The sequence below is a fragment of the Paeniglutamicibacter antarcticus genome (assembly GCF_039544305.1).
Lineage (GTDB): Bacteria > Actinomycetota > Actinomycetes > Actinomycetales > Micrococcaceae > Paeniglutamicibacter > Paeniglutamicibacter antarcticus_C.
In genome coordinates this window covers 107,333-125,256 of record NZ_BAABLK010000037.1, presented here as the reverse complement: position 1 = coordinate 125,256, position 17,924 = coordinate 107,333, and the positions used below count along the sequence as shown (strand labels likewise).

Genomic DNA, 17,924 nt, shown 5'->3' with positions numbered 1-17,924 from the left:
AATAAACCACAGCAAGTTCGCGGCATGAGTGGCTACCCCCGACGCCCGGCTAGCCACTGAACAGCTGCTGGGGTTCGCGTAGTGCGGTCCTACCGCCCTGAATCCCGTTCAACCAATACGTAATTTAATTTGCGACTAGCCTTCCAAAGGTCAATATTGCCGGTTGTGCTGGTGTCGACCGAACCCAATCCGGCAGGAAGCCCTTCTGCCCACATCCACCCGTGGTGTTCGGCGAGCGCCTGCAGGTTCTTCCTGTTGCGCTCGTGAACCGCGGTGGGCAATGCGGGGAAACTTCCCAGGATCAGGGCCCCGTGGACAAATCCGCGCCCGCTTGCAGCTTCGAGGGTCAGCGCCGAGTGGTTCAGTGTCCCGAGATCCGGTCGGGTGACCACCACCAGGTTCCCGCAGACGGCCTGTGCCAGCTCCGCGATGGTTTCACCGGCAGATGTGAGCTTCACCAGCAGTCCCCCGGCACCCTCCACGAGGATTGTTTCGTGTGTTTGGGCCAGTTCGTTGATCCGCGCCACGTGTTCCTCCAGCGTGGGCAGGTTGTCGACGGTGGACCGCCCGCCTTGTTCCAGGGCGGCATCGACCGGGGCCATTGGTTCGCGCAAGCGGATTCCCTCGGCGAGCGTGAGTTCCTTTGGGTTACCCAGCCAACGGCCAATATCTTGCGCGTCCCCGGACTCACCGGGCAGCACCCCAGTTTGGGTGGGCTTGTAGACGGCCACGCGATCCCCGCGCTCCAGGGCTTGTGCGGTCAACGCTGCGGTGACCACGGTCTTGCCCACATCGGTGTCTGTCCCGGTGACAACGTAGATCACGATGCATTCCTTTCCGTGGCGCTTGCTGCATCTGCCGTTTGGGCCCCCGCGTGGGCATTCGTCGGAACCGTGGTGGGTGCTTGGAAGGACAGCAGGTGTATCCAGTCCCGGTGCCCCGGCTGCAATTCAATTTCCGGCAAGGCGCGGGCAGCCTCGAAGAGCACCAGTTCCGTTTCCAGTCTTGCCAACCCCGCTCCCAGGCAACGGTGAATCCCGAAGCCGAAGGCCAACGAGTCATCGCCCGCTTCTCCCAGTGCGCCACCGGAGAGGCGCAGCACCAGCTGCTCGCCTTTCATGAAGCTCTCCCCGTCAATGTCCGTATCGGCCGTGGCGATGCGCCGCCAGGTGGGTACCGAAGAAGCACGTGCCAAAACCCCGCTGACGATTTCCTTGGCCTTTTCCTCTCCGGTCTCGGGATCAGTACAAGCGGGCCACAAGCCTTGGTCCAAAGCGTTGAAGAGTGTCGTCTGGATCAGCATGGAGGTTGTTTCCTGCCCGGCAATGGCCAGGAAGTATCCCAGGGAGCGGATCCGGCCCGACTCCACCCCGGCGTTGTGCAGCGCCGCGTAGAGGTTCCCGTCATCACGTCCGATCCCCTGCTCGACGCTGTCCCGGAGCCATGCATAGAATTCCGCGGCGCTTGTTGCCAGTTCGAGTTGGCGCTCCTCGGTGGGCCATCCCCAAAAGAGCTCCAGCGAGTCTTGGCTCCAGCGCTTAAGCAAGGAAGGTTCCGGTACCGGAATGCCGATGAGTCGGTGCATGATTTCCGGAGGAAGCACCGCCGCCAGTCCGACAGCCAGATCCACTCCCGCGCCCCGGCGGTACTCGTGCTGCAATGTCCCACAGATCTCCTTGACCCGCGCCCTGATGAATCCGTCTTGGGCAGCAACTTTCGCCGGGGTGAAGAACCCGGTGACTATCCGGCGCACCGTGCGGTGTGCCGGGCCCGAAGCACTGGCCAGGACCGGCGGCAAGGCAAACTTCACGGAGGCCAGGATCCGCAGCGCTGCCGGCGTCAGGTCGATCGCGGTGCTCAGCGCGTTGGCCGGACTGAAGTCCTCGACCCGGCGCAGGATTTCGCGCACCACCTTGGGGTCTTCGATGCTGCGGTAGCGCTGGTTGATGGCTGCCGGGTAGGCCCTTTCCAAGGGGATACCCAGGGGCGCCTCCAATCGATCCAGAGTTGGGGTGGTGCTGAAGGGGCAGCTCATACTGGTTCCTCGGTGATGGTCCTGGCTACGGTCTGCAAGGCTGTGACCAGTTCTTCTGGTTGGTGGTGTGCGTGGGCGGTGATCCTGATGCGGGAGATTCCGTCGGGGACGCTGGGCGGTCGGAAACAGGCGACGGCAATCCCCTTTTCCCGCAGTGCGGCGGTGACCCGCATGGCGGCATCGGCACTGGGCATTCTCACCGAGTGCACCGCCCCGGCGCCGGGCTCGATGAGACCGCGTAGGCCGGAATTCCCGGACAGCGTCTCGTAAACAAGGTCCGTGTTCCGGGCCAGGTTGTTCAACCGGTGAGATGTCGCCAGTTCCAGCGCCTTCAACGCAGCCCCTGCCGATGCCGGCGCCAGCGCGGTGTCAAAGAGGAAACTGCGTGAGGTGTTGACCAGATGCTCACGCAATGCGCCGGCGTTCGGGCCGCCGAAAAGCACGGCCCCGCCTTGGGCGCCCAAGGCCTTGGAAAGCGTTGCCGTGACCAGCACGTGGGTGGCGCTGGACAGCCCGGCGGCGCATACGGCGGAGCCCCGCTCGGTGGCAGCCAGCGAATGGGCCTCGTCAATCACCAGCAGGGCGTTGTACTCAGCGCAGAGTTCCGCGATCCGGGCCAGCGGGGCAGCATCGCCGAGCAGCGAGTAGATGGACTCAACCACCACCGCGACCCGTGGCCGGGGTGTCTGCTCTTGGAAGTTTTCGCGCAGCAGCCGTTGGATAACTTCAGGGTCATTGTGTCCGGCCATTCGGACCTGCGCTCCGGAGAGCCTGGCACCGTCAATCAGGCTCGCGTGGGCGTGGGCGTCGAGGATGAACAGGCTTCCGGGACCCCCAAGCGCCTGGAGCAGGCCGAGGTTCGCCATGTATCCGCTGGAAAACACCAGGGCTTTCTCGCGACCGCTATAGGTGCTCAGGGCCTGTTCCAGTTCTCGATGGATTCCCAGGGTTCCGGTGGCCACGCGGCTGGCTGTCGCTCCGGCGCCGTAGGTGCCTACCGCCTCGGTTACCGCTTGTTGGACCTCGGGGTGCCGACTCAACCCCAAGTAGTCATTGGAGGCAAGGTCCATCAGCAACCCGCGTGAGGTATCGGTGCGCTGGAACCCTCGCAGCTGGCGCACCCGGGCCCGGGATTCCAACCAAGAGGTCCAGTCCTCAGGCACCGTGGATCTCCTCGATGGCTCCGGTCAGCGCGACTCCCAGGGTGCGTAGCTCCTCTTCGGTGCAGATATAGGGCGGCATGACGTAGACCAGGTTGCGGAAGGGGCGGACCCACACCCCGCGGGCCACGGCCGCATGGGTCAGTTCATGAACCTTCACGGGCACATCCAGCTCGATCACTCCCACACCGCCGAGCACCCGGACGTCCTTCACCGCGGTGAGATCCGTAGCAGGCATGAGCGAATCGTGCAGGCCCTTCTCCAGTTTTGCGACCTGTTCACGCCAGGGCGCCTGGGGGGATCGTGGGTCGCCGGGACCGGTCAGCAGATCAAGCGAAGCGCAGGCCACGGCACAGGCCAACGGGTTTCCCATGAATGTGGGCCCGTGCAGCAGTGCATTGCCGGTGCCGGAGGAACCGATGCGCAGCGTCTCGGCCACCGCCGGGGTGCACAGCATGGCCGCCAGCGAGAGATAGCCACCGGTCAAGGCCTTGCCCATGCACATGATGTCCGGGACAACATTCGCCCATTCGCCGGCAAAGAGTTCACCGGTGCGGCCGAACCCCGTGGCAATTTCATCGAAGATCAGCAGCAGGGAATGCTCGTCCGCGATCTCGCGCAAAATCCGCAGGGCCCGGGGCGGGTAGATGAACATCCCACCGGCTCCCTGCAGGACCGGTTCGCAGATGATGCCGGCCAGTACCGTTGCGTGCTCCGCCGCGAGACTCCGGGATTCGGTTTCCCAGTCGGCCAGCAGCGCTTCATCGTATTCCCAGGTTCCGTCCTCGGTGCGCCGGGCGCTCGGTGGCCGGGGCAAAAATACCTGCTCTCGTCCCAGCGGCGCGAAGGCGGCGTGCATCCCGTCCACGGGATCACACACGCTCATCGTGGCAAAGGTGTCCCCGTGATAGCCGCCTCGCAGCGCCAGGAATCGCTGCCCGGTACTCTTGCCGCGGGCATCTTGGTACTGCAGTGCCAGCTTGAGCGCCACTTCAACGCTGATGGATCCCGAGTCGGCCAGGAAAACGTGCGCAAGCTCCCCCGGCGCCATGGCCACCAAGCGTTCGGCCAGCTCAATGGCCGGTGCGTGGGTGAGGCCGCCGAACATGACATGGCTAAAGGTGTCGATTTGTGCGTGGGCGGCGGCGTCGAGGACCGGGTGGCGATAGCCATGGACCATTGACCACCAGGACCCCATTGCGTCGATGACCTCGTGGCTGCCGTGGGCGTCAGCCAGCGTCAGGGTGGCACCCTTCGCGGCAGTCACCGCATAGTGCGCCCCGCCATCCAGCGACGCGTAGGGGTGCCAGAGCAGGCCTTCGTCACGCGCCAGCAGGTCCGTGTTCAGGTCACTCATGCGTTGGGGCTTTGACCGGTTCCGGCACCGCGGCGGCGCAACACCGGTTCTCCCCCGCCGCCGCCGGGACCGCAACCCTGCGGGGCGCATGCCGATCCGCAACCACTTCCGCAGCTTGGTGCCTCCGTGGTTTGGCTCGTCACCTTGGCGGCTGCTTGCCTGAGCTCTGCGGAAACCTCGACGGGATCCCGGGATTCCTGTCCGAGGACCACGAACCCGGCATCTGCGATCATCTCCAGGTCCTTTTGGGCGTCTTGGCCCTCGCTGGTGAGGTAGTCCCCCAGGAAGAAGGAGTTCGCCACTTCCAGGGCCGTTGACTGCAGGGAGCGCAAGTGCATCTCGCGTCCGCCGGCCATGCGCAATTCCTTGTCCGCGCAGACCAGTCGCACCAACGCTAGGATGCGCAGGCAATCCAAGGGGGTCAGGAGCCAGGTCCCTTCAAGTGGCGTGCCGTCAAAGGGCATCAGGAAGTTCACGGGGATGGAGTCGGACTCCAGGTCGCGCAGCGCAAAGACCGCTTCGATCAGCTGCTCGGGGGTTTCCCCGAGTCCGACGATCAGGCCCGAACATGGGGAGAGCCCCGCGGTCTTGGCATGTTCCACCGTATCGATGCGTTCCTGGTAGCTGTGCGTGCTGCAGATCTGCGGGTACAGGGATTCGGCGGTGTTCAGGTTGTGGTTGTAGGCATCTGCGCCGGCGGCTTTGAGCTTCTCGGCCTGTCCGTCTTTGAGGATGCCCAGACATGCGCAGACCTCGATGTGTGGATGCTCGTCCTTGAGCTGCTCCACCATTGTTGCTACCCGGTCCACGTCCCGGTTGCTCGGTCCCTTGCCTGAGGCGACCATGCACACCCGTGAGGCACCGCCAGCAACACCCAGACCAGCCTGGTGGACCGCTTCCTCGGGCTTGAGCCATGAGTACTTGAGAATCTCGGCTTTCGAGCCCAGCCGTTGGGAGCAATAGGTGCAGTCTTCCGGGCAGAGCCCCGACTTCAGATTCACCAGGTAGTTGACCTTGACGGTGTTGCCGAAGTACTTGCGGCGCAGTGTGCCGGCGGCACCCACCAGCGCCAGGGTTTCGGAGTCGGGCACCTCGAGGACCTGCAGAGCCTCGGATTCGGTAACAACGTGCCCAGCAGTTATCCGCGCGACCAGATCAGCTACATCCAGCGCATCGCCGGCGTCGGATTCCCGTGTTTCATCGTCAAGCACGGTTGCGCTTACCTGGGTCGGGGTCATGGTGGGGGCCTTCCGGTGCGGCGGAGTTTTGGTGCGCGTGGATCCGAGGACTGTTTCCAGCCTTCGAAACTATGAACTGAACACCGTTCAATTATGGTCAAAACAACCGTACACCCTGAATTCTCATTTCACTGAACACCGTTCAGCGAGCCTTGTTGATCCAAAAATGTAATTGATCAAGAAAAACAACGCTCTCGTGTAGTCCTAACGTCTTGGACTGAATGCCCGGATTGGGAGGGTTCATTGACTCGCGTACGGTTGCGTCAGAAATCTGCTGATACACCTAGCTGGACTGTCAAGGTCAGATCGTCACCAAAATGAGCTGGTGGAGCGCGCTGCAAAGATAGTTGCTGAACAGGATCCAACCGATGGATGAAGATCTCCCCACAGACATTGGCGGGCACAGCGCTGAAACAGTTTGGAATGCCACGAAACGATCGCGCTGGTATGCGCAGCAACACCGAACAAATGCCTAATTTCCCCAGACTTGAACTCACACGCTGGGAACAACGCGGGCCAACTCGATGTCTCTAGCCGCCACCCCTCGGCGCGCAGGGTCTTTCAGCATGCACCAGCCTGGCCCAACAAAACGTGCCCGAACTCACCGCTTGCATCGAATACTTCCTGCTACCTAAAACGACGGCACTCCGAACGATTCAGTGCACTCCGAACGCCGGCTTTCGATCTGGTTACTTCCTGAAAGTTTAAATCTCGAAATTTGGTGCTAAGCCGGCGTTGCGTTCAAAAACCTGTCGTATGCGATCTCCAGCAGATCCGCGCGCGGCTGCTCTACCTTGCGATTCGGCAACATCATTAACTTCTGGCCATGCCGTTCCTTCAGCCCATATTGCAACATGGGTCCATCGATTTCTTCCAACAGGTCCGGACGAATCTGAACGACAAGGTCTGGACGAATACCTAAGATGGACGAATCAAATGCTGCATGGTGGATCTTGCAAAGTGCCAGCCCGTTCACCACCGAGGCGATGCCAAGTTCGTGGGAGTCGGGAACTATGTGGGCTGCGTCCAAAAGTACGCGGTGACCGAGATTGCAAACCGAGCATCGGTCTTCGTAGGCTCGAAGGACCGTTGATCTGAAAACTGGTTGGTGCAGACGAATCTTTGTCTCGCGTGTCAAATACCGCTTCACGGTCTCTTGAATGACAGTGTCCTGTCCTGCCACACGCGGAAGAAATGCCTCTTCATCAAATGGTGCCAGCACGAACCGCTTAAGGTCCGGCTCTTCGGAAACGATATAGACAGGACACACTGCCTGGAATATGGCTGGTGCCATCCCAACACCAATAAACCAGATCAGTGGAAGGTCGTTCTCAAGTGCTGCCCGCAAAGCCATATTGTCAGGTATCTCGGGGTCTTCCCCTCGCCACATGTAGCGGAGTAATCCGTCTGAACCCATGGTGTCTTCATACGGACGAGGTTGCCCTGGCGACCGATACACCGTTTGAATAGAAAGGGCTGCTTCTAACTGTCGTGGTTTACGAATGCCCTGTTGGGTTGCTTGCAGCGCGAACGTATCACCGTCAAAGCTGAAATCTTTGATCTCAGAACGTGTAAGCGGAACCGCGCCATCGTTGGTACGCAATTTCAGCCAAGCAATCGCTTCGTCTCTTAACCGTCGGTCCCGTTCAGCGGACCAAAAAACATCAGCCAAAGTTCAACACCTTTCGAATCAGAGGGTGTATGAACCCTACCAAGGTCACCCTGTTCCAAGCACCGGGCGGCATTGGGCAGAGCTGCAGAAAGTCCACGCGACGAATCATCTACAGGTGCAGGCCCTGACTCCTGTGTCGATCTGCGGATGCTGACAAGCCGCAATGCGACCCGTTTCTAGCGATTGACGCTAAATCGGGAGCCGTATAGAAAAACTTGTCAAGTCAACCCAATACGCCAATACGCGCAGTGCCATCGAAGTGCCGATATAGCGACCAGCTTTGTTCTTCCTACAGCACTCCAGCCGTGAGTCGAGCATTGTCATTGCACTTCCGTAACTTCCTCACGGTCCTTATTCGAAGAAGTCCTCGTCGATATCCACCACGTCATAACTCTGTTCAACCTGGACACCGACCCTGTATTTGATCATTAGCGATACAAGGCGTTTACCGTCGATAAGAATTGTTCTTGTCGGAATGTTTGCAGCGTAGTCACGGGCATTCTGGGTGAACGTGCTAGTCGTGATAAATACACCTTTAGTTGCCGCAACCCCATGTAGCGCACCTACAAAAGCCTGAATCATTTCTCGGCCGATGTTGCTGCCTTCGGCATATCGTTTGGCCTGCACGTAAATACGGTCAAGGCCAAGGGCATCCTGGTCGATAACTCCGTCGACTCCCCCGTCGCCGGAACCACCGATGCGACGACCGCGCTGTTCAGCGCCTCCGTAGCCCATCGCCAAAAGAATCTTGACCACGGCCTCTTCAAAGAAGTCTGGATGGCTTTCACGCAGCCGCAGCAGAAGCGCATCTCCCACATCGGCAGTGATCCGGTTGATTCCGGATTCGATCTGTTCGATGGGATCGATAACTTCAGCCTGGGTGCTCACCGGAATGACTGCTTCCCGCGACTTTTCCGGTTGTGGCCAATACTCTGCAAAGATCCTGTTGGCTTCGGTAAAATTCCTAATCCCTTCGGAATTCTCGGCAAGCCACTGGCGTCCGGAATCAGTAATCCGGTAATTGGCTCGAATAGGACGCTCGATCCAACCAGCCTTGAGCAAATTACTGATCGCCCAACCCATCCGTTGCTTAGAACGAAGCCCACCCGAATTCAAGGTTTCCGCGCGAGCCGCAGAAGACAAGCCTGCAGCGTCAATTGACCGTCCGACGATATCCCTTCGATGGAGGGTCTCTCCATCGTGGAGGACTTCAAGAACGTATCGAACGAAATGTGGCCAAATGGGGACTTCAGACTCGTTGATGCTACTAATTTCTTGAGTCATGGTTCCGAGATCCCCTCGCTAGTACACTCCTCATGCTGTCCAAGTAGAGGTTCCTCCCAGTTTAGCCACTTGCTCAGGATAGGTTCGCCTGTCGGCGTCATCCACGCACTCGGTTCGCACTTCCGTGTCCAGGAACCGACCAATTCACGAATTGACGCTTTTCCATCGTCCGCCTCAAACAAGATATAACTGACGGGTTGGAAAATGACCGAAGGAGTATTGCTGGTGGACCCATTAGTCGAGTGGGATTGGGCTGACTGTATCTATTTCGCTGTAACGATACTGACTGGTATCGGGGTTCTGGCCATCGGCTGGCAAATAATCGGTGAACGAAACGCCCGGCATCGCGAGTTCGAGAACATGTATGTACAACGCTACTGGGATATTTCTTCACGCATGCCCTCCCGTTTTGTGCATGGGCACGTGGACTACGTTCCAAATAACGCGGAACGAAACGCACTCTGCGATTATTTGCTCCTATGTGAGGATGAGCTTGATCTTCGTGAACAGGGCTTCATTACTGACCAAACTTGGCATATCTGGATGTCAGGTATCGTTTTTGCGCTGCGTGATCCCCAACTCATCAAACTTGCGCAGGGCTTCCCTTCGGAACGTCTGGATAATTTTAAGGCACTCATCGAAGACCCACGCATCGAATTTGACCCTCTCAAACGGACTAAACTTCGAAGATGGTGGACGGGGCTTTCTTAGTTCTTCGTACACCGGGGAACAATTTCGTTCGAGCAAGTTCACCACATCCCTTCTGGCGAAATCGTCAAATCCGCGCGGGAACGCGCACTACGTTCACTCCGTTTTCCTTTTCGCCTAGTTCGTGGGATATAAGTCGGTTATGCCTTCGCTGATTTCATGGCTTGATGCCAACACCGCAGAGACTAATCGCATGCGAGAGATCGTCAAGCTTTTCGAACTCCCCGGAAGCGTTGATGACCTTGCCCTGGGACAGTTTCGCGATGTCATTAGCAATAGCCTGTTCCCCGGTACCTCGGTGCTGCATGTGGCGGCCAAGTACTTGATCCTTATTCCGTGGTGCTACCAAGCCGGGAGCCTCGCGTCCACGGGTGAAGAACAACGGGCCAAAGGCGAACACACCGAACGGCGCCTCATTCGCAACTTGCAGCGCATCGGTGCCAGACAGTTCATCGGCAGCGATATTGGCGACCGAATCTCAACGCTTCCATCGGCAGCCTATTGGACGGCACTCCGGCGGTGGGGGATCGTTGGGGACGGGGTGGACCGGACGAACGTCGGCGAAGAGATGCTGCATGAAGCATCTGCACATGAGAGCGGTATCCCTACTCAACGAGTATGGACCGCTACTCTGCCGCTGGTCCCCGACGGCTTCCCCGCAAGCAACGACCGAGGCATGGAACTTACAAGAGACGAAGCGCTCTGGATCCAAGACCGCATCCTGGCCACGGTCCCCGACACACTACTTGCGCACATAGTTTCCAAGCCCCGCTTGGTCCAGAAAAAATCTTCATCGCCTTGGGCTGATCCCGGCTGTCAAGAAGCGCAAGGGGAAGCCTCCGTGTGGCTTCAACATGCGCAGGCCTACTCCGCACTGCAATGGGGACTCGACTCAACCTATGCACACCTTTTGGCAGTAGAAGCTTCCCGGAAGTTCGCAGCGGAACCCGCGTCGGCCACGAATGACGACGGCTACGCTCCTCTTGACGAGTGGGTGGAAGACGACGAAAACCGGTTGCTACTTAGAAGATGGAATCTGGAAGACTTTCTTCGCCGTGCCCATCAAACCAATCCGCGAATTCCGCCTTCCTCAATTGCCTTCCTCAGTTCGGCAGTAAAGGAACTATCCTCTTCCGTGCACCCAGCAACGAATACGACTCTGCATCAAATGGTGAAACATCGAGAGCAACAGGCCAAGCGCTCAAACTCGCGTTTCGTGAATATGCGCAGGCTTCGTGAGTGGCGAGCCCCCGAATCCTTCGGACGACAGACGTTTAGATGGGCCCAAGTCCGAACCATGGTCAACGACATTGCTGAAGGGTTGAAGAATGCTTGATGCCAATTCACGCGAGTCCTTGTCGGAACAGCTACGCCCACCTCATGGCTACCGACTGAGGCAAGCGGTGGGAACCACGTTCACGCTGGATATGGTCAGCGCGCTCGCCATTCCACTGAGCTTCATCAAAGGCTCCGGTGAAGACCCGGAGAACTCCGTCGCGGTCATAAATGCCGTCCGAAAGGTCTCCGACCGGATCGACATCTTCAGTCAAGCCGGACTGACACGTGTTCCCCGCCAAGCCAACGATTTATTGACGGTCCTTGAACCGATGCTCCATCAGGTCGTGTCTCCGCAGCGTGGGGCACTTTTCCATCCAAAAATCTGGCTCGTCGAATACGAGTCCGGCGAACACCTCACATATAGATTCCTGTGTAGCAGCCGGAACCTCACCCCTGATGCCTCGTGGGATCTCTTGGTCCGTGTTGACGGGCGTATCTCTGATCCGGAAGAGGACTCACAGGATTTCTCCATAGATAACGGTCCGCTGGCCCGCTTTATAGAGGCATTGCCGGGGATGGCAACCCGCGATCTTGATCCCGATCGTATTACCCGGATTTCGGGGCTCACTCAGCGACTCACCCAAGCGATATGGGAGCTGCCACCCGACATCGGCACTTTGGCATTCCGTCCCCTCGGAACGGGAGAAAACATCCCGGAAAGCTCACTTGCCAGATTGCTGGGTGATGGTGAGTCCGCCGTCGGCCTTAACGGACAAAGCGATGGCCGCCGAAGCTTTGGTGCCAAGAAGCTTCTGATTTCGCCGTTTGTTGACGACACCACCGTTGTGGCGCTCCGTGACAAATGGACGCAACAACTTGATGTATTCGGGAGGGGCGAAGAATTGGACACGCTCTCTCCGGAGACACTGAGCGATCCAAAGATTGTTTTCCACTCTTTCAACGAGCTTGGTGTCGCTGACGAAGAGGAAATGGATGCCATGATGGAAGCCGAAGATTTACGAGGACTACACGCGAAGGCCGTTTTCACGGATTTTGACCGTACCACCCATGTGCTTCTTGGATCTGCGAATGCCACGCAAGCCGCGTTCCGCCGTAACGTCGAATTCTGTGTTGAGATGACCGGCCCCAAGACGACGATCGGTGTCGACCAGGTTCGCAAGGACCTCGAATCGCTACATTTCCTTCTGCATGAGGGACCCGGCGGCATGGAGCACACTGAAGAATCAGCACTTGAATTCCGACTTCAAAATGCCCTGATCGAGGCCGCATCCCACGTGTTCACCCTCGACGCTTCCAGTTCGATCGGACGTGATGACTACGAGCTTCGGATTGAACACTCCTACGCACCTTCACCAGGATTCGCGGCGAAGATCGGCCTACTGACATTGCCCAACCAGCTGCATCGTATCGAGGCTGATAACAGGCCCGAACGCCATTTCTTCTCCCGCTTGCCGCTGGCATCAGTGACGCCGTTCGCCCTCATAGAGTTGACGGACGTCGATTCAGGAATGAAACGCAGCACCATTGTTCAGGGGGTCCTGCGTACGGATATAGATGGACGCATCGACAGAATCATTGCCAGCCAACTCGACACACCCGAGAAGCTCCGGGCATTCCTGCTTTTGTTTCTCACACCCGAAGATGTCTCTCCCCAGAACTCGACTGATGGGTCGCTGGGTTTTTTCGGTGCAGCGCTGGCAGATAATGGAATGGGATTTTCTGGTTTGTTCGAGGTGGTGGCAACAGCCGCAGCCAGTCCAGGTGCGGCAAAGCTTTTTGCGGATGTGGAGCCAGTGCTGGCACAGCTCTATGCGATGTCCGACGGGGATCCCGATTTGGATGAAATCCGCATTCTCTGGGACGCAGCCTTGGCTGCAGTTGAAGGACCATAACCATGTTCAAAGCTCAGTCCACACTTTCAGGACTCAAAAAGTTCCAGACGAAGACCGTCAACCATGTTTTCAAGCGCCTGTACACGGATTCGCCCACCACCGACCGATTCCTCGTCTCGGATGAAACCGGCTTGGGTAAATCCGTCGTGGCGGCCGGCCTCGTCGCCAAGGCGATAGAACATCTGGAGTCCGTTAATGACGTTGACCGCATTGACATTGTCTATATGTGCTCCAATTCGGACCTCGCCCGACAAAACATCGCCCGGATCAACGTCACCGGACAGGCTGACGTTATTGAATCCGGACGCCTCTCACTGCTCCCACTTGAGCTCGGCAAACTCAATGCCTCACCAGCAGCGAACACCACCAAGCGCGTCAATTTCATTTCCATCACTCCCGGCACATCCTTCAACGATAGCCAGAGGCTAGGAAACTCAGACGAGCGTGCTGTTCTCTACGTCATGCTGGAACAAATCCTGGGTGAAGGTGACAGCCGAATCGCTCCGCGGAGGTTCTCGGCCGATGATCAAGAACGTGCCCTTGAACTACTTCGCGGAAATTCCGGAATCCCTGGCTTCAGCTACAACGTGAATAGAACGAGACAGCGCGTTCCCAAGGGGTTCTCCGGAATGGTGAAGCGCGGGTTCAAGTCCCGTGCCACAAAGCTTGGCTTGATACGACGTTTCAAGAGCATGCTGCATTCCATGTCCGACCTAGATTCTTTAAGGGAACCCATGCGGGACCTCATCGGTCAGATGCGGGCTGTCCTCGCCGAAATCGGACTCGAATGCCTCGAGCCTGATCTGATCATCCTGGATGAGTTCCAACGGTTTCAAGACCTCCTGTTCAGCACAGGTGAGGAAAGCGAACTAGAGGGGGCAGCGGAACTCGCCCGCAATTTCCTGAACTACAAGGGAGCCAAGTTACTGCTGCTTTCGGCCACCCCCTACAAAGCACATACATCGGGCGACAACGAATCAGGGGAAGACCATGCGAAGGAATTCCGTCAGCTACTTTCCTTCCTGTCCCAAGATGAACCGCAGTGGATGGGACGGCTGGACTCCCTGTTGGCACGCCGCCGGCGCCAGCTCACCGGTATCGAAAGCGGGGACAATTATCTGAACCTGCAGAAGCAGCTCAAGCGCTATATGTGCAGGACGGAACGTCCGCAGCTGTCCGAAGGAGACATGTTGCGTGTGGTTCGGATGAAACCAAACAGGCTCCACGCCGAAGACCTACGCAGCCTGACGGCACTCACGGCGGCCTCGCGAGCGGCGGATGCCGGCAATCCCATCGAGTATTGGAAATCCGTACCCTACTTCGCAAATTTCCTTGGCGACTACCAACTCGGAAAGATCATAGACGGGACAATCGAGGGCGCGACCGAGTCCTTAGTGCCACTGCTTCCAAGCCTGAAAACCATCGATAGCCTCCGCTACGCAAACTTCGATCGGCTCGAATCCGACAACGCCAAGTACCGTGAGGTCGAAGAACACGCACTTGGCCAAGGCCAATGGAAACTGCTATGGATGCCGCCCTCCTGCCCCTATACCCAACCGGCAGGGGCATACGCGGCCGTTAGCCCCGATTTGACCAAGCAACTCATATTTTCGTCGTGGAACGCCACCCCGAATGCCGTATCCACGCTCTTGTCGTACGAGGCGGAGCGGAAGATGATGACATTGCGTGACGTACCGCTGGAAAACACGGCCGAAGCTCGGAAACGCTTCACGGGACGGTTCAACTGGCGTTTGCGTGAAGGTGCGCCTTCCAGCATGTCTGCCATGGCACTATTCGTGCCCCATGCCGCCCTAGCCAACCGCACGGATCCACTCCGTCTCAACCCCGGCGATGCGTCCGGATCAACGCCATCCGACACCGGAAGCAGGGGATTGCCGGTGACCTCGGATTTGGTTGCTTCGGCCGAAGCCGTTTGTCGCGAACGAGCCGGCGACACGGTGCCGAACGACGAGCTGGGGTTGTGGTCTTCATACTTCGGCCTTCCCGGGGCACTGCCGCCGCATTGGAAAACCGACCCAGCTCAAGCCCGCAATCACATCAAGATGGTCGCCGATCTTGGATCCCGGTCATCCACATCCAGTGTTGAGGGTGAAGTGCCCGAGGAAAGCATCTTCATGGTGCACGCCGTCAAGATGCTGGAAACCATTGCCGGACCAAAGACCGGCGCGCGCCCCGGTCTTGGAAAGCTGGCCATCGCTTCGCCCGCTAATTGCATGTATCGGGCGTTGGGTCGAATCCTGCCCGCCTCCTTCGACGCCGAGGAGCACTGGAAAGCAACAGTTCATGCCGCCAATGGGCTGCGCGCGCTGTTTAACCGGCAGGATGTTTCAGCCCTACTGGACTACATGTATCAGGAGGGCGACTACTGGCAGCATGTCTTGCAATACTGCTTGGACGGCAACCTGCAGTCCGTTCTTGATGAGTATGTCTACCAGCTACGCAGCCAGCAGCCCAAGGCTACGATAACCGCCGAGCAGCTTTGGGATATCGCCGAAACGATTCGAGGTGCACTGTCGTTGACAGCTGCGCAGTTGACGGCCAAATATCCTGGCCAGCCTGAGGCGATCCTGCGCATGGCCACCCGCTTCGCAGTCCGGTATGGCGGAGGCAAAACAGAGGGCGGGATGACCCAGCGACTTCCCGAAGTCCGTCGGGCATTCAATAGCCCGTTTTGGCCCTTCGTCTTGGCTACGACATCCGTAGGGCAGGAAGGAATCGACTTCCACTGGTGGTGCCATTCGGTCATCCACTGGAATGCGCCGTCCAACCCCGTCGATTTCGAACAACGCGAAGGACGAGTGAATCGCTACATGGGACACGCCGTCCGAAAGAATACAGCGGTAGCCCACGCCAAACGTGTCATGGAATCGAAGCCTCGGAATCCTTGGCACGAATTGTTCAAGGAAGCAGAACGCCATTTGCCGGATCTTCCGGAGAACCAACGTGAATTTGCTCCGTACTGGATCCATCCCGGAGTCCAGAAAATCGAGCGACGACTGCTGGACCATCCCTTGAGCCGTGACGTTCCACGTACCGCACGGATGCTCTCGGGGCTGGCCTCATACCGTCTGCTTCTGGGCCAAGCCCGACAAGATGATCTCATCGAGGCCCTCAAGAACCCAACGATGCAACCACTTAATCTTCGACCATAAAGGATTTACGCCGGGTTGCCTCGCTGTAGAGCGAGGCAACCCGGCGTAAATCCAGAACATAATCTCTCCATGCATGCGGGGCCTATGCTCTTGAACATCGGTAGTTATGGGAAACGCGGCATTTGCGTTGCCCAGTCCGAGTCACCATCATCATCCCCAGCACCAACAAGGGCGTCTCAGCTCAACAACATCTCTTCGGGAAGATTATCGGAGCCGGATGTTCCAGATTCTTACGTTCCCGTAGTCTCCACGCTTTCACACGTCATCTCCGGGTATCCGTCGTAGCTTCGTGTCAAGATGCCTACATGACAACGACGATTGATGCTGAAAAACTTCTCACTTACATCGATGCGAACGGAATCACCGGATCTGCCCAAGTGGCACGTGGATGGGATCATATGGGTGCAGTGATCGTTGATGCTGTACTTCAGCGGCGTCAACGTTATAAGTCCACTGTGGAACCCCGTGTACGCGCTTTGATCGCGGCTTGGCCGGACGCCGAAACAGCCTCGGGATTCCGTGCGCGGATCAACGGTGGAGACCTCGGTACGGTTATCCGTTGGAAATCAACTGAACGTCTACAGCAAATCGATGAGATCCTCGGTGTTTTCGAGTCCAAGCAGATCAACACCGTCAGTGAGCTCCGTGATCGTCTCGCTTCAGCACCAGAGAGGGACGAACTCCGTGCGGCACTGCGCCGCATCAAGCATGTCGGACCAAAAACGTTGGACTACTTCGATATCTTGGCCGGCAGTTTCACCACGGTTGCCATCGATGTAAGGATCCGCAAACTGGCTGCCAAAGCTGGAATCATCGATCACGCATACCCGCACCTCTCCGCGGTCATCCATGAAGCCGCCGCGAAGCGCGGCTGGCGGCCTGGAGATCTGGATGCAGCACTATGGAACGCATAAGCGCAATCTAAACATCTGCAGCCGAAAGTGAAGCGGTCGGAACCAGTCTTAACTGATTCCGACCGCTTCACGTGCTCTGCTCCCCAATGTCGCCTAGTTCTCCCAGAACGGGTAGTCGGTGTAGCCGGCAGGGCCCTCGGTGTAGAAAGTCGAAGCATCAGGTTCGTTCAACGGCAGGTCCTCGCGCCAGCGGCGCACCAGATCCGGGTTGGCGATCGCCGGGCGACCCACCACCACGGCATCTCCCCAGCCGTTGGCTGCCACGGCCACCGCGTCGTCGTACGTGGTGATGGACTGGAAACCGGTGTTCAGCAGGACCGGTCCACCAAAGCGGGTGCGCAGGTCCTGGACCAGCGCACCGGAGGGATCCTTGTGCAGGATGCTCAACGCAGCCAGTGCCAACGGGGCAATGCCGTCGATCAGCGCGCCATAGGTGGCCGCCACATCCACCGGGTCGGTCTCCAGCGCGCCCTGGACGTTGTGTTCCGGGGAAATACGCAGGCCGGTACGGCCCGCCCCGATGGCGTTGGCCACAGCCGTAACGACCTCGATGACAAACTTTGCCCGGTTTTGCGGGGAGCCGCCATCGGCGTCGGTACGCGTGTTGGCACTCGGTGCCAAGAACTCGTGCAGCAGGTACCCGTTGGCACCGTGCAGCTCGACGCCATCGAATCCTGCCGTCATGGCATTGCGCGATGCGCTGACAAACTCGTCGATGATTCCCGGCAGCTCGGCGGCTGATAGGGCGTGTGGGACTTGGTAGGCATGCTTACCGGTGTAGGTCCGGGTTTCCCCTTCCACGGCGATGGCGCTGGGAGCGACGATCTGCTCCTGCCCGGTGATCTCCGTGTGGGTGACGCGTCCGGCGTGCATCACCTGGGCCACGATGAGTCCCCCTTCGGCGTGCACGGCGTCAGTGACGCGCTTCCAACCCGCGACCTGCTTCTCGGTGGCCAAGCCGGGCTGGCGGACGAACCCCTGGCCGGTGAAGCTGGGGTAGACACCTTCGGAGATGATCAGGCCCATGGAGGCACGCTGGCGGTAGTACTCCACGACGTCGTCGTTCGGCACACCGTCGATGCGGGAACGCGAACGGGTCAGCGGCGCCATAACCAAGCGGTTGGGCAGCTCAAGGTCGCCAAGGGTCAGCGGGGAAAACAAGTTCACGGTAGGACTCCAGTCGTTTGTACTT

General features: G+C 58.6%; 13 protein-coding genes. 5 read left to right on the top strand and 8 right to left on the bottom strand.

The window, feature by feature from the left end; all coding sequences use genetic code 11:
* Positions 1-89 precede the first annotated feature (89 nt).
* The 7 genes from bioD to ABEA12_RS14685 all read right to left on the bottom strand — a co-directional run bounded on the left by bioD (position 90) and on the right by ABEA12_RS14685 (position 8,746).
* Positions 90-824, bottom strand: coding sequence for a dethiobiotin synthase (bioD, locus tag ABEA12_RS14715; RefSeq protein ID WP_210099480.1), 735 nt, complete (start codon positions 822-824; stop codon positions 90-92).
* Positions 821-2,035 (bottom strand): cytochrome P450 family protein, encoded by a 1,215-nt coding sequence (locus ABEA12_RS14710; RefSeq protein ID WP_210099479.1) that lies wholly within the window; start codon positions 2,033-2,035, stop codon positions 821-823. Before ABEA12_RS14710 ends, bioD begins: the two co-directional genes overlap by 4 nt.
* A complete protein-coding gene (locus ABEA12_RS14705; protein ID WP_345468757.1) occupies positions 2,032-3,198 on the bottom strand; it encodes an aminotransferase class I/II-fold pyridoxal phosphate-dependent enzyme in 1,167 nt (388 codons plus the stop codon). The genes ABEA12_RS14710 and ABEA12_RS14705 overlap by 4 nt, the downstream gene beginning before the upstream one ends.
* Positions 3,191-4,552, bottom strand: coding sequence for an adenosylmethionine--8-amino-7-oxononanoate transaminase (locus ABEA12_RS14700; RefSeq protein ID WP_210099478.1), 1,362 nt, complete (start codon positions 4,550-4,552; stop codon positions 3,191-3,193). Before ABEA12_RS14700 ends, ABEA12_RS14705 begins: the two co-directional genes overlap by 8 nt.
* On the bottom strand, positions 4,549-5,790 hold the full coding sequence (gene bioB / locus ABEA12_RS14695) for a biotin synthase BioB (RefSeq protein ID WP_210099477.1): 1,242 nt from the start codon (positions 5,788-5,790) through the stop codon (positions 4,549-4,551). The genes ABEA12_RS14700 and bioB overlap by 4 nt, the downstream gene beginning before the upstream one ends.
* Before the next feature lie 724 nt (positions 5,791-6,514).
* Positions 6,515-7,462 carry an HNH endonuclease gene (locus tag ABEA12_RS14690; protein ID WP_210099476.1) on the bottom strand — a complete coding sequence of 316 codons (948 nt, stop codon included), beginning with the start codon at positions 7,460-7,462 and terminating at the stop codon, positions 6,515-6,517.
* A gap of 351 nt (positions 7,463-7,813) precedes the next feature.
* Positions 7,814-8,746: a restriction endonuclease gene (locus ABEA12_RS14685; RefSeq protein WP_210099475.1), complete on the bottom strand. Its 933-nt coding sequence runs from the start codon at positions 8,744-8,746 to the stop codon at positions 7,814-7,816.
* A gap of 204 nt (positions 8,747-8,950) precedes the next feature.
* On the opposite strand from ABEA12_RS14685, the gene ABEA12_RS14680 reads away from it, so the two are divergent.
* The 5 genes from ABEA12_RS14680 to ABEA12_RS14660 all read left to right on the top strand — a co-directional run bounded on the left by ABEA12_RS14680 (position 8,951) and on the right by ABEA12_RS14660 (position 16,732).
* Positions 8,951-9,457 (top strand): hypothetical protein, encoded by a 507-nt coding sequence (locus tag ABEA12_RS14680; RefSeq protein ID WP_210099474.1) that lies wholly within the window; start codon positions 8,951-8,953, stop codon positions 9,455-9,457.
* A gap of 139 nt (positions 9,458-9,596) precedes the next feature.
* Positions 9,597-10,790 (top strand): DUF6361 family protein, encoded by a 1,194-nt coding sequence (locus ABEA12_RS14675; protein WP_210099473.1) that lies wholly within the window; start codon positions 9,597-9,599, stop codon positions 10,788-10,790.
* The gene (locus ABEA12_RS14670) at positions 10,783-12,645 is read left to right on the top strand and encodes a phospholipase D family protein (RefSeq protein WP_210099472.1); all 1,863 of its coding nucleotides are present in this window, start codon (positions 10,783-10,785) and stop codon (positions 12,643-12,645) included. The genes ABEA12_RS14675 and ABEA12_RS14670 overlap by 8 nt, the downstream gene beginning before the upstream one ends.
* Before the next feature lie 2 nt (positions 12,646-12,647).
* A complete protein-coding gene (locus ABEA12_RS14665; RefSeq protein ID WP_210099471.1) occupies positions 12,648-15,818 on the top strand; it encodes a helicase C-terminal domain-containing protein in 3,171 nt (1,056 codons plus the stop codon).
* 305 nt (positions 15,819-16,123) lie between these two features.
* Positions 16,124-16,732 carry a hypothetical protein gene (locus ABEA12_RS14660; RefSeq protein WP_210099470.1) on the top strand — a complete coding sequence of 203 codons (609 nt, stop codon included), beginning with the start codon at positions 16,124-16,126 and terminating at the stop codon, positions 16,730-16,732.
* 93 nt (positions 16,733-16,825) lie between these two features.
* Here the strand turns inward: ABEA12_RS14660 and ABEA12_RS14655 are convergent, their stop codons facing one another.
* On the bottom strand, positions 16,826-17,899 hold the full coding sequence (locus ABEA12_RS14655; RefSeq protein ID WP_210099469.1) for an alkene reductase: 1,074 nt from the start codon (positions 17,897-17,899) through the stop codon (positions 16,826-16,828).
* Positions 17,900-17,924: the final 25 nt, after the last annotated feature.